The following is a 22930-nucleotide window of genomic DNA, read 5'->3' on the forward strand; positions in this document are numbered from 1 at the left end:
TCAAGGAACGGACGCTTCCTTTGTACTCACCCTCTCGGGCTTTCCTCCGGGCGCTTCCCTTCGGTCTTGCGTTTCCGACTCTATCAGATCGTTTTTCGATCCGATTTCCTCGGTGCTTTCCAGGTCTTCGCTCTCGCGTTTCCCTTTCCGGCGGTTCCGACTTTATCAGAAGTTTTTGGCCGGTCGAACCAGCCGCTCATTTCTGAGTGATTCGGAGTTTTGCTTCACGGAATCGCTTGACGCGACTTCTTCGTGAAGCAGATAGATTCTAACGGATGGCCCCGAACTTGTCCAGTTCTAGGCAACTCATTGAATCTACCTCCCCGGGCCACCTGTGTCAACAGGTTTTCTGGGGCGATGAGGAGACTAGCAGCTCACAGGGCCCGCACGCACATCAGGCGGCCGTGGGCGCGGACGAGCTCCGTTCCGCCGCGTCGACGTCGCCCGTCTCGCCGGCGCGCACCGCGCGGCCACCGAGGACGTAGACGTACGCCAGGAAGGCCAGCTCGGCGACGACGCCGATGGTGATGCGGGCCCAGGTGGGCAGGCCGGACGGGGTCACGAAGCCTTCGATCGCTCCGGAGACGAACAGGACGAGGGCGAGTCCGATGGCCATGCCCACCGCGGCCCTCCCCTCCTCGGCGAGTGCGGTGCGGCGGGTACGCGGGCCGGGGTCGATGAGGGTCCAGCCGAGGCGGAGGCCGGTGCCGGCGGCCACGAAGACCGCGGTCAGTTCGAGCAGACCGTGCGGCAGGATCAGGCCGAGGAAGGTGTCGAGGCGGCCGGCCGAGGACATCAGTCCGATGCCGACGCCCAGGTTGAGCATGTTCTCGAAGAGGATCCAGAGGACGGGCAGGCCCAGGAAGACGCCCAGGACCAGGCACATCGCGGCGGCGCGGGCGTTGTTCGTCCAGACCTGGGCGGCGAAGGCGCTCGCCGGGTGGCTCGAGTAGTACGTCTCGTACTCACCACCGGGACGGGTCAGCTCGCGGAGCTGACCCGGTGCCGCGATCGAGGCCTGCACCTCGGGATGCGTCCCGATCCACCACCCGAGGAGGATCCCGACGACCGTGGAGACGATCGCGGTGGGCACCCACCAGTGACGGGCCCGGTAGACGGCGGCGGGGAAGCCCTGGCCCAGGAACCGTGAGACGTCGCGCCATGAGGCTCTGCGCGTTCCCGTGACCATACTGCGCGCGCGGGCGACGAGCCGGCTCAGCCGGCCGGTCAGCTGCGGGTCCGGCGCGCTGGACTGCACGAGCGAGAGATGGGTGGCGGTGCGCTGGTAGAGGGCGACGAGTTCGTCGGCCTCGGCGCCCTTGAGGCGGCGCTGCCTGCGGAGCAGGTCGTCCAGGCGGTCCCACTCGGCTCGGTGTGCGGCGACGAAGACGTCCAGGTCCATCGGGTCTGCCTGCTCCTCGGCGGGTCGGCTGCCGCACGTCGCGGGCGCTGTTGTTGCTGTCAGCTTGTCGTATTGCGGCGCGATGCGCCCTCAGCTTGGCAGACTTGAGGTCCACCAGGCGGATCAGGGGAAGGACGGCCGGCGTGAGTGAGCTGGTGACCGGCGAGGCGGTGGCTCTGGAGCTGCGGCCCGCCAAGCTGCCGAGCAGGGCGCTGGCCGTGCTGCTCGATCTGCTGGTGGTCTTCGTCCTGTACGTCCTCGTCACCGTCGCGCTGGTCGCCGCGACCTCCTCGCTGGACGACGCGGCCCAGCTCGCGCTGTCGATCGCCGCCTTCATTCTGGTGCTGGTCGGTGTGCCCATCGCGGTGGAGACGCTCAGTCACGGGCGTTCGCTGGGGAAGGCGGCGTTCGGGCTGCGTGTGGTCCGCGACGACGGCGGACCGATCCGGTTCCGGCACGCGCTGGTGCGCGGCGCCATGGGGGTGGTGGAGATCCTCATGACGCTGGGCGTGATCGCCTGCATCGCGTCCCTGGCGTCGGCGCGCGGGCGGCGGCTCGGCGACGTGTTCGCGGGCACGCTGGTCGTGCGCGAGCGGATTCCGCAGGGCCACACCGGTTTCGCCCCGGCTCCGCCGCCGTGGCTCGTGGGCCGCTTCGCCGAACTGGATCTGTCGGGGGTCCCGGACGGGCTCTGGCTCGCCGTGCGGCAGTGCCTGACGCGGATGCACCAGCTCGATCCCCAGGTCGCCTTCGGCATGGCGCAGCGGCTCGCGGCCGAGCTCGCGGCGCGCACGGGGACCGGTGTTCCGGCGGGTGTGGACCCGGCCGCCTTCCTGGCGGCCGTGGTCCACGAACGGCAGACACGTGACGCACGGCAGACGTTCGGGAGCGCCGGGCCGGGCGCCGGGGTGCCCACCGGTGCGGAGGCGGGCGGACACCTGCCGCCGCCGGTGCCTCGTGCTCCTGGCACCTGGACCTCGCCGACGAATCCGCAGCCGCAGCAACAACCGCACGCGACACAGCCGGGCCACACGGCCACCGGTCCGAGCCCGGACTCCGGCTCCGGCTCCGGCTCCGGCAGCGGAACCGGCGCGGCGGCCGGCTCGTCCCCAGCCTCCACCGGCACTCCCGCACCTCCCGCCACCCCCCGTAGCGGCACCCCCCGTAGCGGCACCACGCGATTCGCGCCGCCCGCCTAAGCCACGCGCCGGTCGGCCGGGCCCAGGCCTGCGACCTCGCCTGGGCCGACGCCCACGCCCGTGCCTCAGGTCAGCCTGGACGGCGGGGTCTGGAGATCCTCCAGTTGGATGCCGGGGGCGTCCAGGACCACGTCGCCGGCGAGGTGCACGGTGTGCCTCTCGCCGGTGTCCAGCGCTGTGACCTGGTAGGCGTCCACCGTCAGGGGGCCGTTGTCAGTGGTGTGTGTTTCGCTGTCCACCAGAGCCCAGGACTGGTCCACGGTGCGGGGTGCGAGGACCGGGTCCGTGAAGGCCACGAGGCGTACGCGGGTCGCGTCGGCGGAGGGGGTGAGGCGCAGCAGCCGGGCGGTGGCGACGAGGAACGCGGGGGACGTGCCGGTGAAGGCGTGGGCGCGCACATTGCCTTCGGTGGCCTGGGCTCCCGTGGGGTCCGTGCGGACCCAGGTGACGCCGTCGAGGGCGGCGCCGCGCACCTGCCAGCCACCGGCGTGGAGTTCGAGCCGGATGGGACGGCCGAGGTCGTCGAGGGCGAGGTCGACCGAGCCGTGGTCGGCGCCGGCGGGGGTGGTCAGCCGGGAGACGTAACGCCAGCCGGAGGGGCCGGGGGCGCAGTGGAAGTGTTCTTCCGCGAGGGGGGTGTGATCGTGCGGATCGAAGAGCGAATAACGGCCGCGGGGCATGGGCGTCCTGGGGTCTGACGGGCCGGCGGTGCGGCTTCGGCCGCGTGGGTCCGGCGGGATCCGGCCGGTCGTCCGGCCGGGTCGGCCAAAGGGGCAGGCCCCCGGCACGGGGGTGCGGGGGCCTGCCTCGGAGGAGCTGTGGACCGGCTGCCGGGAAGCGCGCGGAGCGCTTCCCGGTGGCGGGCTACGGCGTCAGCGGCTCAGTAGCGGTAGTGGTCCGGCTTGAAGGGGCCGTCGACCTCGACACCGATGTACGCGGCCTGCTCGGGGCGCAGCTGGGTGAGCTTGACGCCGAGCGAGTCCAGGTGGAGGCGGGCGACCTTCTCGTCGAGGTGCTTGGGGAGCACGTAGACGTCGGTCGGGTACTCGTCGGGCTTGGTGAACAGCTCGATCTGGGCCAGGGTCTGGTCCGCGAAGGAGTTGGACATCACGAACGACGGGTGGCCGGTGGCGTTGCCCAGGTTCAGCAGGCGGCCCTCGGACAGCACGATGATCTTCTTGCCGTCGGGGAAGGTCCAGGTGTGGACCTGCGGCTTGACCTCGTCCTTGACGATGCCGGGGATCTTCGCGAGGCCGGCCATGTCGATCTCGTTGTCGAAGTGGCCGATGTTGCCCACGATGGCCTGGTGCTTCATCTTGGCCATGTCGGCGGCCATGATGATGTCCTTGTTGCCGGTCGTGGTGACGAAGATGTCGGCCTTGTCGACGACCTCGTCGAGGGTCGTGACCTGGAAGCCGTCCATCGCGGCCTGCAGGGCGCAGATCGGGTCGATCTCCGTGACGATGACACGGGCGCCCTGGCCGCGCAGGGACTCGGCGCAGCCCTTGCCGACGTCGCCGTAGCCGCAGACGACGACGGTCTTGCCGCCGATCAGGACGTCGGTGGCGCGGTTGATGCCGTCGATCAGGGAGTGGCGGCAGCCGTACTTGTTGTCGAACTTCGACTTGGTGACGGCGTCGTTGACGTTGATCGCCGGGAAGAGGAGCACGCCGTCGCGCTGCATCTCGTACAGGCGGTGGACGCCGGTCGTGGTCTCCTCGGTGACACCGCGGATCTCGGAAGCCAGCTGGGTCCACTTCTGGGAGCCGTCGGTGATGGTGCGGTGGAGCAGCTCGAGGATGACGCGGTGCTCGTCCGACTCGGCGGTCTCCAGGCCGGGGACCTTGCCGTCCTTCTCGTACTCGACGCCCTTGTGGACGAGGAGGGTGGCGTCGCCACCGTCGTCGAGGATCATGTTCGGGCCGCCGGTGGGGCTGTCCGGCCAGGTCAGCGCCTGCTCGGTGCACCACCAGTACTCGTCCAGGGTCTCGCCCTTCCAGGCGAAGACCGGAACGCCCTGCGGGTTGTCCGGCGTGCCGTTCGGGCCGACGGCGATGGCGGCGGCCGCGTGGTCCTGGGTGGAGAAGATGTTGCAGGAGGCCCAGCGGACCTTGGCGCCGAGGGCGACCAGGGTCTCGATGAGGACGGCGGTCTGCACGGTCATGTGCAGCGAGCCGGTGACACGGGCGCCGGCGAGGGGCTGGGCCTCGGCGTACTCCTTGCGGATCGCCATCAGGCCGGGCATCTCGTGCTCGGCGAGGGTGATCTCCTTGCGGCCGAACTCGGCCAGGGAGAGGTCGGCGACCTTGAAGTCCTGTCGGCTGTCGACAGTCGTCATTGCGAGCTGCTCCTCGGAATCGGGGCGAGGTGGGTAGGGCTGTTCTGCGCGGCGGCGGCCACCGGTGTCCGTAAAGAGGACACGGGGATGCCCGCGTACGCGCAGCGCAGTCCGTCGGAGGCCCTCTCTCCCTCGGACGGTCCGTTCAGGGACCGCCCGACCGCCATCAGCAGCGACGTCTGGCTCCGTCCCAAGCTACACCGGGGGACCCGGTCGCCCCCAGTCCGCCTGCGCGCGCTTCGCGCCCGAACGGGGGATCCGGCCGTTCCCGGGACCCGTCCGCGGGGGCCCGCGCCGCGGGTCCGGAGGGGCCCGGGACGACGGACCGCGGGGCCCGCCGGAGTGTCCGGCGGGCCCCGCGGTCATGACGGAATCCGGTGCGGCGCCGGGGTACGGAGGTCCGTACCCCGGCGGAAGCTCAGTGCTCCGCGGCGGGCGGCGTCGGGCCGCCCGGCGTGGCGGCCGGGTCGGGGCCCTGGGCGGCCGCGGTCTCGCTGTAGATGTCCGGTTCCAGGTAGATGACGCGGGCGATGGGGACGGCGGCGCGGATGCGGGCCTCGGCGGCGTCGATGGCCTTGGCGACCTCGGCGGCCGTGTCGTCGTGCTCGACGGCGATCTTGGCGGCGACGAGGAGCTCCTCGGGGCCGAGGTGCAGGGTGCGCATGTGGATGACGCCGGTGACCGTGTCACCGTCCACGATCGCGGCCTCGATCTTCTTGACCTCCTCGGCGCCCGCGGCCTCGCCGAGCAGGAGCGACTTGGTCTCGGCGGCCAGGACGAGGGCGATCAGCACGAGCAGGACACCGATGCAGACCGTGCCGATGCCGTCCCAGACGCCGTCACCGGTGAGCAGGGAGATGCCGACGCCGCCGAGGGCGAGGACCAGACCGATGAGCGCGCCGAAGTCCTCCAGGAGGACGACCGGCAGCTCGGGCGCCTTGGCCCGGCGGATGAACTGGGCCCAGGACAGCGAGCCGCGCAGCTCGTTGGACTCCTTGATGGCCGTGCGGAAGGAGAAACCCTCGGCAATGATCGCGAAGACCAGGACGCCGATCGGCCAGTACCAGTGCTCCACGGGGTGCGGGTGGCTGATCTTCTCGTAGCCCTCGTAGATGGCGAACATGCCACCGACGGAGAACAGGATGATCGAGACGAGGAAGGCGTAGATGTAGCGCTCGCGGCCGTAGCCGAAGGGATGCTGCGGGGTGGCCTCGCGCTGGGCCCGCTTGCCGCCGATCAGCAGCAGGAACTGGTTGCCGGAGTCGGCGACCGAGTGGACGCCCTCGGCGAGCATCGACGAGGAGCCGCTGAACGCGAACGCCACGAACTTCGATGCCGCGATCGCGAGGTTGGCACCGAGTGCCGCCACGATCGCCCTGGTACCGCCTGACGCGCTCATCTGTCCGCGTGTCCCTTCACCCTCGTATGTCGACGCCGTCCAGGCGCCCGACCGGCTTTGCCCGTGCTTTGCCGGTGCGCCATTGTTGCAGCCCGGACGGCCTGTGGCCCGTCAGCTGTCCACAGTCGCGGTCATACGATCACAGTGGCCCGGAAGATCGTGCCCGCGCCGGAGGCCTCGGCCTTCTCGCCGGCCGGGACGAAGACCGACTGGCCGGGGGCGAGCAGGTGCTCTCCCGTCCGGACCGCGCCGGCGGTGCAGAGCAGGATCTGCGGGGTGTCCCGGGTGAGGTCGTGGACGGCGCCGCCCTCGGGCAGGACGTACCGGGAGAGCCGGAACTCGTCGATCGGGGTCTCGTAGACCTCCTCGCCGTCCGGGGACGCCTCGGGGCGCAGGACGCCCGGGTCCCCGGCCTCGAAGCGGACGACGCGCAGCAGCTCGGGGACGTCCACGTGCTTGGGGGTGAGCCCGCAGCGCAGGACGTTGTCCGAGTTGGCCATGATCTCGACGCCGAGGCCGTCGAGGTAGGCGTGCGGGATGCCCGCGCCGAGGAACAGGGCCTCGCCGGGCTGGAGGCGCACGTGGTTGAGCAGCATGGCCGCGATGACGCCGGGGTCGCCCGGGTAGTGGTGGGCGATGCCCGCGTAGGGGGCGTAGTCGCCGCCGAGGCGGGTGCAGGCGGCGGTGGCCTCGGCAACCGTGCGGGCCATCTCCTGGCGGTCGGCGCCGAGGATCGCGGTCAGCACCTCGCGCAGGGCCGCCTCCTCGGGGTGGGCGTGCAGCAGGTCGACGTAGGGCTTCAGGGAGTCGACGCCAAGGCCGGCGAGCAGGTCGGCCGCCTGGACCGGGTCGCGGAAGCCGCACAGGCCGTCGAACTCGGTGAGCGCGCAGATCAGCTCGGGCTTGTGGTTGGCGTCCTTGTAGTTGCGGTGCGGGGCGTCCAGCGGGACGCCCCGGCGCTCCTCCTCCGCGTAGCCCTCCCTTGCCTGCTCCAGGTCGGGGTGGACCTGGAGGGAGAGGGGGGCGCCGGCGGCCAGCACCTTGAGCAGGAACGGCAGGCGCGGGCCGAACCTCGCCACGGCCGCGGCGCCCAGCTCGCGCTCCGGGGCGGCGTCGATGACCTCGGCGAGCGTCCCGCGCCCGGTGCGCGAGGGCGCGCCCGGGTGCGCGCCCATCCACATCTCCGCCTGGGGTTCGCCGGTCGGCTCGACACCGAGGAGGCGCGGTATGGCGGTGGCGGAACCCCAGGCGTAGGGGCGGACGGTGTTGTCGAGGCGGTCCATGTCTCTTCTCAGTCTCCGTGGGCGCACCGCCCGGCGGCACGCGTGTGCGCTGCTCGGCCCGGCGCGGTGCCGGTCGGGCCGGCGGTGGGCACGGTCGGCCGGCCCGGGGCGTCCCGGGTCGCGGCGACCAAGGACAAGATCAGGCCGTGGAGGCGAGCGCCAGGTAAACGGCGGCGAAATCGGTGACGGCGATCAGTTCCGCGAGGGTCTCCAGTTCGCCGCCCTCCTCCGGTTCGAGTTCGCTGACCGGGGTGTCGCGGCTGAGGGCCAGCTCACGGGCGGCGGGGGCGGCGCTGATACCCCCGCTCGGGCGGTCGCGGAGCAGCACCACGCGCGCGTGGAGCGCGGGCGTCTCCTCCACCCGGTCGCGGAAGAAGTCGTCGGGGTCGGCGCTGGCGGCCAGCCGGCCGGCGAGCAGGGCCCGGTGGGCCGCGAGCGCCTCGGGCAGCTCGGAGACCAGGGCGGGGCGGCCCGCCAGGTCGGCCAGGGCGTCGGCGAAGCGGCGGCCCGCGGGGCCGGCCGAGGTGCCCTCGGTCCAGACGACGGGGAGCGCGTCGGCGAGTTCGGCGGCGAGCGTCTTGGCGGGGTTGCCGTAGGTGGCGATGGCGGGCCCGCAGCGTTCGGCGACGGCGTCCAGGCGGTCGGCGATCTTCTCCAGGGCGTCCGGCCCGGCGTTGACCAGGCCGACGCGGTCGAGCAGGGCCAGCAGCGGGGTGAGCAGGGCCCAGAAGACGCCCGGGGAGGACGCGGCGACGGGTTCGTCCTGGTCGTACGGTGACGTGGCCATCGGTACGAAGAGACCGTGCGCGCCCGCGACCGCCTCGGCGAGCGGGGTGCCGGCCGGGGCCACGGCGACCACCGTGCAGCCGCGCCGGTAGGCCTGCTCGGCGAGCAGGGAGAGGCTGGGTTCGGTGCCGTCCGGGGTGGCGATCAGCAGCAGGTCCACGGAGCCGGTCCAGCCGGGCAGTTCCCAGCGCAGGGCGCCGGCCGCGGGGGCGACGCCGGTGGGGGCGAGGCGGATCACGGGGCTGCCGGGGCCAGCCAGGGAGCCGATGAGGTCGGCGGTGTGGGTGGCGGCGGTTCCGGGGCCGGCGATGAGGACGGCGCGGGGGCGCCCGTCGGGCTCGAGGTTCCCGACACCCGTCTCGACGGCGTGCCGGGCCGCCGTACGGACGCGGGCGCCGGCTTCGGCGGCGCCGCGGAGGAGACCTCGGCGGTCGGCCTCGGCGAGGCCCTCCGGGGTGTCGAGGAGCGATTCGTCGAGCATGGGCGCAAGCCTCCGGTCGCCGGGGTCCTGTCGGGGGTCGGGCGGGGTGCGCGTCGTCGCTGCGGCAGCCCCTGGCCCGCGGGGTTGCCCTACTGCGGGCGGCGGGCCTCGTCCACGAGCAGGACCGGGATGCCGTCGCGGACCGGGTAGGCCAGACCGCAGTCCTGGCCGGTGCAGATCAGCTCGGCGTCCTGCTCCTTGAGGGGGGCGTGGCAGGCCGGGCAGGCGAGGATCTCCAGGAGGCCGGCTTCGAGCGGCATGGGGTGTCCCTTCGGGCGGGGATACGGCGTTTACGGATGTGCTGGTCAGCGTACCGCTGCGGCGGCCGCGCGGAGGGACCGGCGGGTGTGCCCGCGGCCGCCCCGGCCTCCCGGGGCTTGCGGCCGGGCTTCCTCCGGCGCGTCCGCCGCGCTTCCTCCGGGCTTCCGCCGCGCTTCCGTCAGGCGTCCCCCGGCTTTCCCGGGGCTTCCCCCGGCTTTCCCGGGGCCTCTCCCGTACGGCCGCGCGGCGGCTGTCCCGCCGGAGGTCAGGCGCGGATGACGGCCAGGACCTCGTCGCGGATCCTGGCCATGGTCGCCTCGTCCCTGGCCTCGGCGTTCAGGCGCAGCAGGGGCTCGGTGTTGGACGGGCGGACGTTGAACCACCAGTCGGCGGCGGAGACGGTGAGGCCGTCGAGCTCGTCGAGGGTGACGTCGGCACGGCCCTCGTAGGCGGCGCGGATCGCGGCGAGGCGGCCTGCCTGGTCGGCCACCGTCGAGTTGATCTCGCCGGAGCCCGCGTAACGGTCGTACTGGGCGACGAGCGCGGACAGCGGGCCGGTCTGTCCGCCGAGGGCGGCGAGGACGTGCAGGGCGGCCAGCATGCCCGTGTCGGCGTTCCAGAAGTCCTTGAAGTAGTAGTGGGCGGAGTGCTCCCCGCCGAAGATCGCGCCCGCGCGGGCCATCTCGGCCTTGATGAAGGAGTGGCCGACGCGGGTGCGCACGGGGGTGCCGCCGTTCTCCGTCACCACCTCCGCGACGGCGCGGGACGTGATCAGGTTGTGGATGACCGTGCCGCGGCCGCCGTTGCGGGCCAGTTCGCGCGCGGCCACCAGGGCGGTGATCGCCGACGGGGAGACCGGGTCGCCCTTCTCGTCGACGACGAAGCAGCGGTCGGCGTCGCCGTCGAAGGCGATGCCGAGGTCGGCGCCCTCCGCGGGGACCCGCTTCTGGAGGTCGACGATGTTGGCCGGGTCGAGCGGGTTGGCCTCGTGGTTGGGGAAGGTGCCGTCCAGTTCGAAGTACATCGGCACGACGGTCAGGGGCAGGCCGTCGAAGACGGTGGGGACCGTGTGGCCGCCCATGCCGTTGCCCGCGTCGACGACGACCTTCAGGGGGCGCACGGCGCTCAGGTCGACGAGGGAGCGCAGGTGCTCCGCGTATCCCTCCAGCGTGTCGCGCGTGGTCAGCTTCCCCGGCTCGGCGGCCGGCTCGGGGGCGCCCGACTCCAGCCACCCTTCGACCAGTCCGCGGATCTGCGCGAGGCCGGTGTCCTGGCCGACCGGGGCGGCGCCCGCGCGGCACATCTTGATGCCGTTGTACTGCGCGGGGTTGTGGGAGGCCGTGAACATGGCGCCCGGGACGTCCATCGCGCCGGAGGCGTAGTACAGCTGGTCCGTGGAGCACAGCCCGATCTCGGTGACGTCCACGCCGCGGGCGGCCGCGCCGAGGGCGAAGGCCCGGGACAGGCCGGGGGACGAGGGGCGCATGTCGTGGCCGACGACGATCGCCGCGGCGTCCGTCACCTCGGCGAAGGCGGCGCCGAAGAGTCCGGCCAGTGAGGCGTCCCACTGGTCCGGGACCACACCGCGCACGTCGTACGCCTTCACGATCTGCGACAGATCAGCAGCCACGGCCGACCCTCCTGAAGTCCTACTGAAGTCCGATGGGTCCCCACAAACTACCCGTCAGGGGTGAAGGGCGGACGCGCGGACACCGCGTGGGTGCCCGGTGGGCACCCGGCCCCGACGGGCCGGCGCCCCGCGGGGGCGGGCTCCGCAGGCTCAGTTGTCCGGGGAGCGCAGGACTCTCAGGTGCCCGCGGCGGGCGACCTCCATGGGGTCCGCGCCGCGTGACGCGCCGCCCGCGTCGGCCGCCCGTTCCTGGGGACGGGCCGCTTCGCGCACGGCGTTGGCGAGCGCTTCCAGGTCGTCCCCGCTGGGCCGCGCGGGGGCGGAGCCGTCGAGGAGGCGGACGACCTCCCAGCCCCGGGGGGCGGTGAGGCGCTCGGAGTGCTCGGCGCACAGGTCGTAGCAGTGGGGCTCGGCGTAGGTGGCGAGGGGCCCGAGGACCGCGGTCGAGTCGGCGTAGACGTACGTCAGCGTCGCGACGGCGGGTCGGCCGCAGGCGGTGCGCGAACAGCGACGTACAAGGCTCACGACGTTGGACGGTACCGCACTCTTGAGCGGGCCGCGACGACTCTCCCCCAGGTCACTCCACCGTGTCGCGCTGTGAGGCCTCCCACACACCCTCTCGAACATGCCTCGTTGACCTGCGTGGACGGCTTCTGACGGGGGTTCGGCGACGCTTCGCCCAGTCATGAGTCGGCACAAACACCGTCAATTGCCATGAGATCACCGGTCTGGGAAGGTTACGGAAACGAGCCCGATCCTGGCCGGAACGGTCATCGGACGACAGTGGTCCGGGCGCCGGCTTTCCGGGGCGGGCACCCCGGTTACCGCGTGGAGCCGGGCGGGCGGAGCGCGCGGGGAATAGGCTTCAGCGGTGATAGACAACCGTGTACCGCCCGGTGCCGCCGGACCCGGGCCCCGACGTCGTGACCGGCACGGACGAGGCATGCGGGGGCCGATCGCGCCGCCCCAGGTCCCGCTGGCGGCCAGCAGGGCGGATGTGTTCGCGGACCTGGTGCAGGACTCCGTGGACCGTCTGGAGCGGCGGTGGCCGCAGCTGGCGGACGTCGACTTCCTCGTGGTGGAGGTGCCCCGGCTGGACGGGCCCGACTCGGAGGGCTGGAGCGACGAGGCCGTACCGCTGGGCGGGGTGGTTCCCGCGCGCGAGGGACGTCAGGCGCGTGTCGTGGTGTACCGGCGGCCCGTGGAGATCCGGACCAAGGGGCGCGACGAGCGGGCGGCGTTGGTGCACGAGGTGGTCGTGGAGCAGGTGGCCGAGCTGCTGGGGCTCACCCCGGAGACCGTGGATCCCCGGTACGGGGAGGAATAGGCCGGCCTCCGGCGAGAACGCCCGGCGGCCCGCGAGGGCGCGAACCGCACGACGGGTGCCACCCGCTGAGGGGTGACACCCGTCTTCCGTACCCCGGCCGCCGTGCCGCCGGGGAGAGCTCCGGCCGCTACTTCTGGAGGACCGACAGGTCCTCGTCCGCCTCCGGGACCGCCACCAGGCCGCGGTCGTTGGGGAGGGTCTGGACGGTGAAGCCCTGGACGCCGGACTCGGTGGCGGTGAGGGTGCGGGCGGCGTAGACGGGGCCGCCGGAGACGGTCTCGACCGTGAGGGCGTAGGTGCCCTGGACGCCCTGCCCGGCGAGGCCGGTGATGTCCTGGGTGGTGCCCTGCCTGACCGTGTAAGTCTTCGTCACGGGGCTGCCTCCCCCGCTGCCCGCCGAGGCGGTGACCTTGACCTGGGCGGTGGCCGTGGGCGCGGTCAGGGAGAGGGTGGTGCCCTTGCCGCTGTTGTCGGCCGCGGTCGCGCGGCGGCCGACGGGTGCGGTGGCGGGGATGTAGGCCGTCTCCTGGCCGGATCCCTTGCCGCGTACGACGCGCAGCGCGGCCACCACCGGCACCGACCGGTCGGAGGGGGTGAGGAGCAGGGAGCCCGCCTCGCCGCGGGTGACGGCGCCGAGGTCGGTCGCGGTGGTCATACCGGCCTTGACGTGCAGGGTCTCGTGACCGGCCGGGGTGATCGCGCCGCCGGACGAGGCCAGCCGCACCTTCAGGTCGGCGTCGGCGTCGCCCGGGGTGAAGGCGATCAGGCGGACGTCGGTGGCGTCCTTGGGGATGCCGGGCAGCACCAGGCTGCCGGACGGGTCGGCGGAGGCGGCCAGCCAGTCGCCGCCCGCCTTGTCGTCGAGCGCCTGCACGGCCGCGCCGACCCGGCCGCTGCGCACGCTGACGCGCACGGTCAGGTCGTCCTGCCGCTGCTCGGTGAGCGTGGACAGCAGGATCGGCCGGCTCGCGTGCGGCGGGATCGTGAACCCGTCCGGCACCGTGGACTTGATGGCGCCGTCCTTGCCGTACAGCCCGATGTCGACGACCGCGGCGGAGTCGTCGGGGTTGGTGAGGTGCACGTAGTCGGTGCGGTCGGCGGAGGTGCTCGCGCCCGGGAACCAGAACTCGGTGTCGGCGGGGGTGCAGTTGACGCCGAGCAGACCGCGCCCGGTGCCGGCGGCGACCTCGGTGGTCTCCTGGACGGTCCAGCCGGGCGCGAACTTCCCGTCCGCGGTGCCGATGAGGGCGGGCTCCTCGGAGCCGGAGGTGTCACCGGTGGCCGGGGTTCCGGGTTCCTTCGGCGTCAGGACCGGCTTGTCCGCGGTCTTCTTGCCGCTCTTGCCCTTCGCGGCACCGCCCGTGGGGTCCGCGGTGTCGCCGGCCGACTGCTCGGTGGCGGCCTGGAGTCCGGCCTTGCCGCCGCCGTCCGTGCCCTGGGTGACGGGGGTGAACGACGTGTACGCGGTGTCGGCGATCTCGGAGTCGCTCGGTGCCGGGCAGAGCAGGCTGGTGCGTTCCACGGGCAGCTCGGCGGCGGCCTTCGCGGAGGAGTCCGCTCCGGACGCCGCGGGCGGGTCGAACGCGGCGAACGCGGTGACGGCGGCCAGCGCGGCCGTGCCGGCGAACAGGGACAGGGTGGTGCGGTTCACTGCTGGCTCCCGTCGGGGCGCTCGCTGCCGTTGCCGTAGGGGTGCTGAGCCGGGTCGTAGCCCTGCGGGTAGGCCGCGGGGTCGTACGGCGGCTGCTCTCCGGTGCCTCCGTAGGCGTAGGGGTCGTACGCGCCGGCCTGGTAGGGGTCGGGGTGGTACGCCTGCTGGTCGTAGCCGGCCGCCTGGTACGGGTCCTGGTACTGGTCCGTCCCGTAGTCCGGGTAGCCGGCGCCCGTGTAGGAGGCGGGGTCCCACTCGTCGTACTGCTGCTGGTGCGGGACGGCGGCGGCCGGGGCCTCCTCGGCGGAGGGCGGCGTGCCGTCGGCGCCCTGGTCGCCGCCGCCGGCGGCCTCGGCGGCGGCCGCGTCGAGGGCGGCCTGTTCCTCGGCCTGGGCGCGCAGGCGGCGGGCGCGGCGGCCGTCGCCTGTCGCCTCGGCGGGCGTCGGCTCCTCCTCGGGCAGGTCGTCGTCGATGTCGCGGCGACGGCCGGGCAGGGCGAGGACGACGAGGACGACGGCGAGCGCGCCCTGCGCCCACAGCCAGGCGGTCCGGGTGAACGGGGCGTCGTAGGTGACGTCGAGCCTGCCGCCGGCGGCGGGGAGCTGGAAGCCCTGGGCCCAGCCGTCGAGGGTGGTGCGGGTGAGGGGCTTGCCGTCCAGGGTGGCCGTCCAGCCTTCGGCGGCGGCGTCGGCCAGGCGCAGGACGCGGCTGCCCGTGCCCGCCGGGACGGTGGTGTGGACCTCTACCGGTCCGGCGGCGACGGACCGGGCGGTGCCGGAGCCGCCGGAGGGCACGATGGTGGCGCGGGAGACCTGCTCGTCGACGCGCCACAGGGCGCTGCCGTTCTGCTCGCTGAGCCGGCTCAGGCCCGGCGTGGCGTCCAGGACCCGGGAGATCTCGCGGGGCGCGCCCTTGTGGACGAGGACGTAGCGGACGGCGAAGCCGCCGAGCTGGCCGGACTGGTCGGCGCCGGAACCGGCGACGAGGTTGGCGACGACCTTGTCCAGGCGCGCGTTCTCGCCGTCGGAGGCGGCGAGTTCGGCGTCGCCCGTGCGCGCGCCGGAGCCGCGGACCAGCGTGTAGCGCACGCGTGCGGTGGAGTCGCTGTCGAGCACCAGGGTGCGGGCCTGGTCGCGGGTGGTGGCGTCCTCGGCGACGAACGCGGGTACCTGCGTGGGGTCGCGGCGTTCCAGCGGGCCGTCGGCGCCGCGGATCATCCAGCCGGCGGCGACGAGCAGCGGGCCCGCGGCCGAGGCGAAGGCGATCAGGGCGGCGACGGGCTGGCGCCAGCCGAAGCTCTGCTCGGCGACGCGGGCGCGGGCGCCGTCGGCGCCGAGTGCCGCGGCGGCCAGCAGGGCGATGCCGTAGACGAGGGTGGCCGGTCCGGCCCAGGCGGAGCGGTTGGACAGGACGGCGAAGACGAGGGCCACCAGGGCGGCCGCCCAGGCGGTCCGGATGCCGGCCTGCCGCTCGGAGCGCAGCAGCGCGGCCAGGGCGGCCAGCACGATGCCGATGAGCATCAGGCCGTCGACGGTGCCGGGGCCGCCGGGGGTGGCGCCGAGCAGGTCGAGCGCGGAGGCGGCGGAGGGCCCGTACTCCAGGCCCGCTTCCTGGAAGAAGCCGGACGGGAGCAGGGTCAGCGACCAGGGCGCGAGGACCAGCAGCGGGGTGCCGAGCTGGGCGAGGAAGCGCAGGAGGTGGGCGACGAGGTCGGAGCGGCGCACGGCGAGGACGCCGAGGCCGAGGACCAGCGCGATGGGCCAGACGATCGGGGTGAACGCGGTGGTGAGGGTCAGCAGCAGCGCGTACGCCCAGGTCGCGCGCCAGCTTCCGCGTGCGCCGGAGCGGCTCGCGAGGCCGCTCGCGGCGATGCCGGCGCGGGCCATCAGCGGGAGCAGTACGGCGAGCACGGAGGTGCCGATGTGGCCGCCGGCCAGGGCGCCGGTGACGGCGGGCAGGAAGGCGTAGGCGATGGCCGCCCAGGCGCGCAGCAGCCGGGAGTCGACCAGGGGGCGGGCGGCGAAGTAGGCGGCGAAGCCGGCCAGGGGCACCGAGCCGACGAGCAGGACGGTGACGGCGAGGCCGGTGGAGCCGAGGAGGAGCGACGCGAAGGCCGCCAGGACGGCGAGGTAGGGCGGCGCCGAGGGGGTGCCGCCGGCGCCCACCGGGTGCCAGGCGTCGAGATAGCGCGACCAGAGGTCGGCGGCGCCGTCGGGAACGGGCAGCAGGGCGCCGCCCGCGAGCGCTCCGCCGCCGAGCAGGGCGCGGCAGGCGACGAGGGCGATCAGCAGCAGGGTGAGGAAGAGCACCGGGCCCGGGTTGCGCGCGATGCGCTTGAGCCGGGCGTACCGCTCGACCTGGAGGAAGTCGGCGTCGTCGGCCCCGGGCTCGACGAGGCCGCCGCCGTGCCGGCCCGCCGAGGAGGTCTCGCTGTCGGAGCGGCCGGCGAAGTTGCCCGCGACCTGTTCGACGGTGGCGCGGACGGTCGCGCCGGGTGGCGGGAAGAGCTGGCGGAGTTCACCCTTGTCGATCTGCGAGGGGCCGCGGCTGCGCCGGCCGGCGAGGATCCGCTCGGGGCGCAGCAGGGTGCCCAGGAGGCCGCGGATCTCGTCGACGGCCTGGCCGGGGACCTTGCCCACGAGGTAGGCGAGGGTCCGCAGGAGGGTGCCGAGGACGAGCCGCAGCAGTACCCAGGGCAGCGCCGCCGTGCGGGTGTTGACGAGGAGGGTGTAGATGGCGCCCGCCTTGTCGACCTTGTGCGGCGAGGCGGTGGTGCGGCCCGCGCAGTCGACGGCGCGGCGCTCGCGCGAGGCGGCCTCGGCGTGCCGTACGACGGCTTCGGGGGCGATGAGGACGCGGTGGCCGGCGGCGTGGGCGCGCCAGCACAGGTCGACGTCGTCGCGCATCAGGGGCAGCCGGCGGTCGAACCCGCCGAGCTGTTCGAAGACGTCGCGGCGGACGAGCATGCCCGCGGTGGAGACGGACAGCACCGTGCGGACGTGGTCGTGCTGGCCCTGGTCCTGCTCGCGGCGGTCCAGGCCGGTCCAGCGGCGGCCGGAGTTGGCGATGGAGACGCCGACCTCCAGCAGCTGCCTGCGGTCGTACCAGCCGCGGAGCTTGGGTCCGACGATCGCCACGTCGTCGCGTCCGAGCTCGAGTTCGTTGTCGACGACGCGGAGCAGCTCGGCGAGGGCCTCGGGTTCGGGGGCGCAGTCGTCGTGCAGCAGCCAGAGCCAGTGGACGGGTTCGCCGTGCGGCAGGTCGGGCAGGTCGTAGGCGTCGTCGCGCCAGCTGCGCGTGACGGGGTCCCAGCCGCTGGGCCGCTTGAGGTACGGCAGTTCGTCCGGGGTGAGCCAGGGTGCGTTGCGGCTCGCCTCCTCGACGGCCTGGCCGAAGCCGGTGCGCCGGGCGAGGTGCAGGACGTTGCCGTCCCCGAGCGCCTCGGTGACCAGCTCGGCCGACTGGTCCGCGCTTCCGGTGTCGGCCGCCACCGCGTGCTGCACCGGGCGCTCCTGGGCGAACAGCCCGGTGAGCGCGTCGGGCAGCCAGCGGGCGCCGTCATGGGAAACGAGGACTGCCGTCACCACGTGGCGCGGGAACTCCGGTGGGCGGGCCGAGTCGAACGCCGCGTTGGCGGCTTCGTGTTGGGCTGCCGAATGGCTGTGCACGGACATCGAGGTACGGGCCCCGGTTCGTTGGACTGCGGTGGACGCCGGGTGCCCCGACGGGGAGCGTGGCGTCTCGGACGAGCGCCCACACTATCTGCTGGTCATGACGACGGCCCGCCGCCTGTGGATAACCCACCCGCGACGGGCCGTTCGCAACATTTGTACGGAGGATTTCCCGCCGCTCGGTAAGACGACGGTCAATACGCGATCGGAAACGATCGCAACTCGGTCAGACGGCGGCCTTCTTCAGCCGGCGGCGCTCCCGCTCGGACAGACCGCCCCAGATGCCGAAGCGTTCGTCGTTGGCGAGGGCGTACTCGAGGCACTCGGAGCGGACCTCGCAGGCGAGACAGACCTTCTTCGCCTCTCTGGTCGAGCCGCCCTTCTCGGGGAAGAAGGACTCGGGATCGGTCTGGGCGCACAGCGCGCGCTCCTGCCAGCCGAGTTCCTCGTCCGCGTCGTCGACCAGCAGTTGCTGCACCAGCTCGGTCATGTGCGCCCCTCGTCTGTCTTTCACGTCCCCGTGCCCGGCCGTTACCGATTTCGGCTGAACGACACGAGTGAAATTACAAGTGTGCTGCTCCGGGCGAGTCAAGCCGGGATCTGCTATTGAGCCCGTTATTCACTCTGCGGAACCAAGGCCGTGCGGAAAGTGTTCAAATCGCCATAAACCTTGACACGCGGGCGAGGTCCCGAGGGGCGTCCTTCTCCATGGGGGCCTCGTACAGGGGTCTGTACGAAGGAAGACGCCCCCACGTTCGAACGCGTTCCGCGAGGACCGAGCACCCGGATGTGCGCGATGTGTCCCGGTCGGCACGTGAACAAACCTTTCACCTGACAGATGCACCGGATGGGGTGAACCATGCCTGCGAACCGGGTCCCGAGTTGACATCGCGAGTGTGAACCGTTGTCCTAGAGGGCATGCTCGCGCACCCGGCAACCACCTCGACCCGCACCGTCGGGTCCCTCGGTGCCGCCCGTGCGCGCTGTTGCTGTTGTTGCTGTTCCAGCTGTTGAGCCCAACGCGCTCCAGCTGACTTCCGGGCCCACCCCGGCCCGGCCGCCTCTCCCCTGTCCTGAACCCTCTCCCAGGACACCCGCACGCCCCGTGACCCGGGGCACCCGGCCGAGCGACACCCAGCCCCTCTTCCGCCGAGGAACACCGCATCCCGATGAACAGCGACAACGATCTCCAGATCGCCGGCGACATCCTCGAAGTCCCGCACCTGCTCCAGCCGCCGCGCGAGCACCCGGCCACCGTCGCCGAGTTCGCGGGCCTCGCCCGCGCCATCGCCGCCGACCGCTCCCAGTGGGCCGGCCTGGTCCGCTACGACGCCACCACCCGCTGGTACCACCGGCTGCGCACGGGCCCGGGCTACGAGGTCTGGCTGCTGTCGTGGGTACCGGGCCAGGGCAGCGGCCTGCACGGACACGGCCACTCCTCCGGCGTCCTCACCGTCCTGGAGGGCAGCCTCACCGAGCGCACCGCGCGCGGCACGCGCACGCTGACGGCGGACGCGCAGCACGTGTTCGCGCCGGGGTACGTGCACGAGGTCGTGAACGACGCGCTGGAGCCGGCCGTGAGCCTGCACGTCTACTACCCGGGCCTGACCGAGATGCCGATGCACACCTCGCCCCACTACGAGGCACGCACCGGGCCGCGCGCCCTGACGGCCTGACGGCACGCCCCGCGCGCGACGGCGTCCTGACGGCGCGGCGCCGCGTCGGCCGCCTGACGCTCTGTCGTACGGGCCTGCCAGACTTGTCCGCATGCGCATTGTGGTTCTGGCAGGCGGCATCGGCGGTGCCCGTTTCCTGCGCGGTCTGAAGCAGGCCGCGCCGGACGCGGAGATCACGGTCATCGGCAACACCGGCGACGACATCCACCTCTTCGGGCTGAAGGTCTGCCCGGATCTCGACACGGTGATGTACACGCTCGGCGGCGGCATCGACGAGGAGCAGGGCTGGGGGCGGAAGGACGAGACCTTCCGCGTGAAGGAGGAGCTGGCGGCCTACGGCGTCGGCCCGGAGTGGTTCGGGCTGGGCGACCGGGACTTCGCCACGCACATCGTGCGCACGCAGATGCTGGGCGCCGGTTTTCCGCTGAGCGCGGTCACGGAGGCGCTGTGCGACCGGTGGAAGCCCGGCGTACGGCTGCTGCCGATGACCGACGACCGGGTCGAGACGCACGTGGCCGTCACGCTGCCCGCGGGCGACGGGTCCGCGGGCGGGACCGAGCGCCGGGTCGTCCACTTCCAGGAGTACTGGGTGCGGCTGCGCGCGTCGGTCCCCGCCGAGGCGATCGTGCCCGTCGGGGCCGAGCAGTCCAAGCCGGCGCCCGGTGTCCTGGAGGCCATCGCCGAGGCCGACGTCATCCTCTTCCCGCCCTCCAACCCCGTCGTGTCCGTCGGCACGATCCTCGCCGTGCCGGGCATCCGGGAGGCCGTCGCCGAGGCCGGTGTGCCGGTGGTGGGCCTGTCCCCCATCGTCGGGGACGCGCCCGTGCGCGGGATGGCCGACAAGGTGCTCGCCGCGGTCGGCGTGGAGTCCACGGCCGCCGCGGTCGCCGCCCACTACGGTTCGGGGCTGCTGGACGGCTGGCTGGTCGACACCGTGGACGCGGACGCCGTCGGACGGGTCGAGGCGGCCGGCATCCGCTGCAGGGCCGTACCGCTGATGATGACCGACGTGGACGCGACCGCGCGGATGGCGCGGGAGGCGCTGGCGCTGGCCGAGGAGGTGCGGGGCTCTTGAGCGGACGGACGGACGCGGACGGCGTCGCCGAGGCGCGGCACGAGGACGCCGGGAACCCCGACGGCACGGAGAGCGCCGGGATCTCCGACGGCACGGAGAGCGCCGTGAGCCCCGACAGCGCGGACAGCACCGGGAGCGCCGCGTACCGGGTCTGGGCGCTGCCCGGGATCCCCGAGGTGCGGCCGGGGGACGACCTGGCCAAGCTGATCGCCGCGTCCGGGTCCGCGCTGGCCGACGGTGACGTGCTGCTCGTCACCTCCAAGATCGTGTCCAAGGCCGAGGGCCGGATCGTCGAGGCGGCCGACCGGGAGGCGGCGATCGACGCCGAGACCGTCCGGGTCGTGGCCCGGCGCGGCGCGCTGCGGATCGTCGAGAACCGGCAGGGCCTGGTCATGGCGGCCGCCGGTGTGGACGCCTCCAACACGCCCGCCGGTACGGTCCTGCTGCTGCCCGAGGATCCCGACGCGTCCGCGCGCGCGATCCGCGAGGGGCTGCGGGACACCCTCGGCGTCACCGTCGGAGTCGTCGTCACGGACACCTTCGGGCGGCCCTGGCGCGCCGGGCTCACGGACGTCGCGATCGGCGCCGCCGGGGTCCGTGTGCTGGACGACCTGCGCGGGGGCACGGACGCGTACGGCAATCCGCTCAGCGCCACCGTCGTCGCCACGGCCGACGAACTGGCCGCCGCGGGCGACCTCGTCAAGGGCAAGGCGGCGGGGCGGCCGGTGGCCGTCGTGCGCGGGCTGTCCCACACGGTGACCGGTGTGCGCGACGGCGCCGGGAACGGGGACGCCGCGGACAGCGGGGACTCCGGTACGGACGAGGGGGCGCGGGCGCTGGTGCGCTCCGCGCGCGACGACATGTTCCGGCTCGGCACCTCCGAGGCCGTCCGGGAGGCGGTGGCGCAGCGGCGCACGGTACGGGCCTTCACCGGCGAACCCGTCGACCCCGGCGCGGTGCGCCGCGCGGTGGCCGCGGCGGTGACGGCGCCCGCGCCGCACCACACGACGCCGTGGCGGTTCGTGCTGCTGGAGTCGCCCGCGTCCCGGACCGCGCTGCTCGACGCGATGCGCGACGCCTGGATCGCCGATCTGCGCCGGGACGGCAAGAGCGAGGAGTCGATCGCCAAGCGGGTGCGCCGTGGGGACGTCCTGCGCAACGCGCCGTATCTGGCCGTGCCCTGCCTCGTCATGGACGGCTCGCACACCTACGGCGACGCGCGGCGCGACGGCGCGGAGCGGGAGATGTTCGTCGTCGCGATGGGCGCGGGCGTGCAGAACTTCCTGGTCGCGCTGGCCGGGGAGCGGCTGGGCTCGGCCTGGGTGTCGTCGACGATGTTCTGCCGGGACGTGGTCCGCGAGGTGCTGGGGCTGCCGGCCGGCTGGGATCCGATGGGCGCCGTGGCGATCGGGCATCCGGCGCAGGAGCCGGGCGCGCGGACCGGGCGGGACGCGGAGGCGTTCGTCGAGGTGCGCTGAAGGTCCTCCGGGAAGGGGGCGGTCCCGCTTAGTCTCGTAGGACGACACCATCCCCCGGCAGCACCGGCAGCACCCCTAGGACCTCATTCGTGGCAGGACGTTTCGCTCCGCGGCCCACGCGCACGACCGTGCGCGGCGGGGAGGTCGCCGTATCCGGCGCGGCCGCCGGGCTGCCCCGGCAGGCGGCGGCCCCGGCGCGTGTGCGCAGGTGGGTGCCGGACGGGCCGCTGGATCTGGGGCTGGTGCTCGGTCCGCTGCGGCGCGGGGCCGGCGACCCGACCTTCCGGGCGGCGCCGGACGGCTCCGTGTGGCGGACCGCCCGGACGCCCGCCGGGCCCGGCACCCTGCGGGTACGGCGGTACGACGGTGGGGTGGCCGGCGAGGCGTGGGGGCCCGGGGCGGACTGGATGCTGGAGCAGTTGCCGGGGCTGCTGGGCGCGGCCGACGAACCGGACGCGTTCGTGCCGCGGCACCGGGTGGTGGCGCTGGCCCGGCACCGGCGGCCGGGGCTGCGGCTGACGCGGACCGGGCTGGTGCTGGAGTCGTTGATCCCGTCGGTGCTGGAGCAGAAGGTCACGGTCGACGAGGCGTACCGGGCGTGGCGGCTGCTGGTGCGGCGGTTCGGGGAACCGGCGCCGGGGCCCGCGGGCACCGGTGAGCGGCCGATGTGGGTGATGCCGTCGGCGCGGACCTGGGCCCTGATTCCCTCCTGGGAGTGGCACCGGGCCGGGGTCGACGACAAGCGGGCCTCGACGATCCTGCGGTCCGTGCGGGTCGCGGCGCGGCTGGAGCAGGCGGTGGGGATGCCGCCCGAGGAGGCGCGGGCGCGGCTGGAGGTCGTGCCGGGGATCGGGCCGTGGACGTCGGCGGAGACCGTGCAGCGCAGTCATGGGGCGGCGGACGCGGTCACCGTCGGGGATCTGCATCTGCCGGGGATCGTGGGGTGGGTGCTGGCGGGGAACCGTGACGCCGACGACGCGGAGATGCTGCGGTTGCTGGAGGTGTATGCGGGGCAGCGGCACAGGGCGGCTCGGCTGATCCTGCTGAGTGGGCATGCGCCGGCTCGGCGGGCGCCGAAGATGCGGCGCGTGGACATCGGGCTGTTGTAGGGCGCGGGGGCCAGGGGCGGCGTGGTGATTGCCCTGAGGGGGGCGGGGGGCTGTGGGTCGGCTCACGTGGTGCCGCGGGCACCGTTCGGGCTGGGTGCCCTCTCCCTGTTTCTCGGTGGGGCGCTGTCTCGGGGCTGCGGCCGGGTCCCGTTTCGGGTGCGGCG

General features: G+C 73.5%; 18 protein-coding genes. 6 read left to right on the forward strand and 12 right to left on the reverse strand.

Translation table 11 applies throughout. The features are described 5' to 3' along the window. Positions 1-394: 394 nt before the first annotated feature. Entirely contained in the window at positions 395-1402 is a 1008-nt protein-coding gene (locus ACIPRD_RS21685) for a stage II sporulation protein M (RefSeq protein WP_401565194.1), read from the reverse strand. A 143-nt stretch (positions 1403-1545) separates the two neighbouring features. Between ACIPRD_RS21685 and ACIPRD_RS21690 the strand changes: the two genes are divergently transcribed. Further along, the gene (locus tag ACIPRD_RS21690) at positions 1546-2601 is read left to right on the forward strand and encodes an RDD family protein (protein WP_401565197.1); all 1056 of its coding nucleotides are present in this window, start codon (positions 1546-1548) and stop codon (positions 2599-2601) included. 65 nt (positions 2602-2666) lie between these two features. On the opposite strand, the gene ACIPRD_RS21695 is transcribed toward ACIPRD_RS21690, so the two are convergent. The 8 genes from ACIPRD_RS21695 to ACIPRD_RS21730 all read right to left on the reverse strand — a co-directional run bounded on the left by ACIPRD_RS21695 (position 2667) and on the right by ACIPRD_RS21730 (position 11304). Beyond that, the gene (locus tag ACIPRD_RS21695; RefSeq protein WP_401565200.1) at positions 2667-3281 is read right to left on the reverse strand and encodes a hypothetical protein; all 615 of its coding nucleotides are present in this window, start codon (positions 3279-3281) and stop codon (positions 2667-2669) included. A gap of 200 nt (positions 3282-3481) precedes the next feature. Then, positions 3482-4939 carry an adenosylhomocysteinase gene (gene ahcY, locus ACIPRD_RS21700; RefSeq protein ID WP_356411768.1) on the reverse strand — a complete coding sequence of 486 codons (1458 nt, stop codon included), beginning with the start codon at positions 4937-4939 and terminating at the stop codon, positions 3482-3484. A gap of 418 nt (positions 4940-5357) precedes the next feature. Then, positions 5358-6338 (reverse strand): cation diffusion facilitator family transporter, encoded by a 981-nt coding sequence (locus ACIPRD_RS21705; RefSeq protein WP_356411771.1) that lies wholly within the window; start codon positions 6336-6338, stop codon positions 5358-5360. Between the two features lie 131 nt (positions 6339-6469). Continuing rightward, a complete protein-coding gene (manA, locus tag ACIPRD_RS21710) occupies positions 6470-7621 on the reverse strand; it encodes a mannose-6-phosphate isomerase, class I (RefSeq protein ID WP_356411774.1) in 1152 nt (383 codons plus the stop codon). 139 nt (positions 7622-7760) lie between these two features. Beyond that, on the reverse strand, positions 7761-8888 hold the full coding sequence (locus ACIPRD_RS21715; protein WP_356411776.1) for an SIS domain-containing protein: 1128 nt from the start codon (positions 8886-8888) through the stop codon (positions 7761-7763). An 89-nt stretch (positions 8889-8977) separates the two neighbouring features. After that, on the reverse strand, positions 8978-9148 hold the full coding sequence (locus tag ACIPRD_RS21720; RefSeq protein WP_351812221.1) for a Trm112 family protein: 171 nt from the start codon (positions 9146-9148) through the stop codon (positions 8978-8980). Between the two features lie 266 nt (positions 9149-9414). Further along, on the reverse strand, positions 9415-10779 hold the full coding sequence (locus tag ACIPRD_RS21725) for a phosphomannomutase/phosphoglucomutase (protein WP_401565205.1): 1365 nt from the start codon (positions 10777-10779) through the stop codon (positions 9415-9417). 150 nt (positions 10780-10929) lie between these two features. Further along, the gene (locus ACIPRD_RS21730) at positions 10930-11304 is read right to left on the reverse strand and encodes a DUF3499 domain-containing protein (protein WP_356411784.1); all 375 of its coding nucleotides are present in this window, start codon (positions 11302-11304) and stop codon (positions 10930-10932) included. Between the two features lie 346 nt (positions 11305-11650). On the opposite strand from ACIPRD_RS21730, the gene ACIPRD_RS21735 reads away from it, so the two are divergent. Further along, a complete protein-coding gene (locus tag ACIPRD_RS21735; protein WP_401565206.1) occupies positions 11651-12106 on the forward strand; it encodes a metallopeptidase family protein in 456 nt (151 codons plus the stop codon). 127 nt (positions 12107-12233) lie between these two features. On the opposite strand, the gene ACIPRD_RS21740 is transcribed toward ACIPRD_RS21735, so the two are convergent. The 3 genes from ACIPRD_RS21740 to ACIPRD_RS21750 form a co-directional block, all read right to left on the reverse strand. Next, positions 12234-13757 carry a DUF5719 family protein gene (locus ACIPRD_RS21740; RefSeq protein ID WP_401565208.1) on the reverse strand — a complete coding sequence of 508 codons (1524 nt, stop codon included), beginning with the start codon at positions 13755-13757 and terminating at the stop codon, positions 12234-12236. Continuing rightward, positions 13754-17431: a glycosyltransferase gene (locus tag ACIPRD_RS21745; protein ID WP_401565211.1), complete on the reverse strand. Its 3678-nt coding sequence runs from the start codon at positions 17429-17431 to the stop codon at positions 13754-13756. The genes ACIPRD_RS21740 and ACIPRD_RS21745 overlap by 4 nt, the downstream gene beginning before the upstream one ends. Before the next feature lie 223 nt (positions 17432-17654). After that, positions 17655-17918, reverse strand: a complete 264-nt coding sequence (locus ACIPRD_RS21750) for a WhiB family transcriptional regulator (RefSeq protein ID WP_003975777.1) — start codon at positions 17916-17918, stop codon at positions 17655-17657. Between the two features lie 679 nt (positions 17919-18597). Between ACIPRD_RS21750 and ACIPRD_RS21755 the strand changes: the two genes are divergently transcribed. The 4 genes from ACIPRD_RS21755 (at position 18598) to ACIPRD_RS21770 (ending at position 22766) form a co-directional block, all read left to right on the forward strand. Then, the gene (locus tag ACIPRD_RS21755; protein ID WP_401565214.1) at positions 18598-19104 is read left to right on the forward strand and encodes a cysteine dioxygenase; all 507 of its coding nucleotides are present in this window, start codon (positions 18598-18600) and stop codon (positions 19102-19104) included. Between the two features lie 91 nt (positions 19105-19195). After that, positions 19196-20179, forward strand: coding sequence for a 2-phospho-L-lactate transferase (gene cofD / locus ACIPRD_RS21760; RefSeq protein WP_401565216.1), 984 nt, complete (start codon positions 19196-19198; stop codon positions 20177-20179). A gap of 104 nt (positions 20180-20283) precedes the next feature. Then, positions 20284-21657 carry a coenzyme F420-0:L-glutamate ligase gene (locus ACIPRD_RS21765; protein WP_401565780.1) on the forward strand — a complete coding sequence of 458 codons (1374 nt, stop codon included), beginning with the start codon at positions 20284-20286 and terminating at the stop codon, positions 21655-21657. A gap of 89 nt (positions 21658-21746) precedes the next feature. After that, complete coding sequence (locus ACIPRD_RS21770) at positions 21747-22766, forward strand: DNA-3-methyladenine glycosylase family protein (RefSeq protein ID WP_401565218.1); 1020 nt, start codon at positions 21747-21749, stop codon at positions 22764-22766. The last annotated feature ends 164 nt before the right edge of the window (positions 22767-22930 follow it).

Source organism: Streptomyces sp. NPDC090108 (assembly GCF_044747185.1).
Lineage (GTDB): Bacteria > Actinomycetota > Actinomycetes > Streptomycetales > Streptomycetaceae > Streptomyces.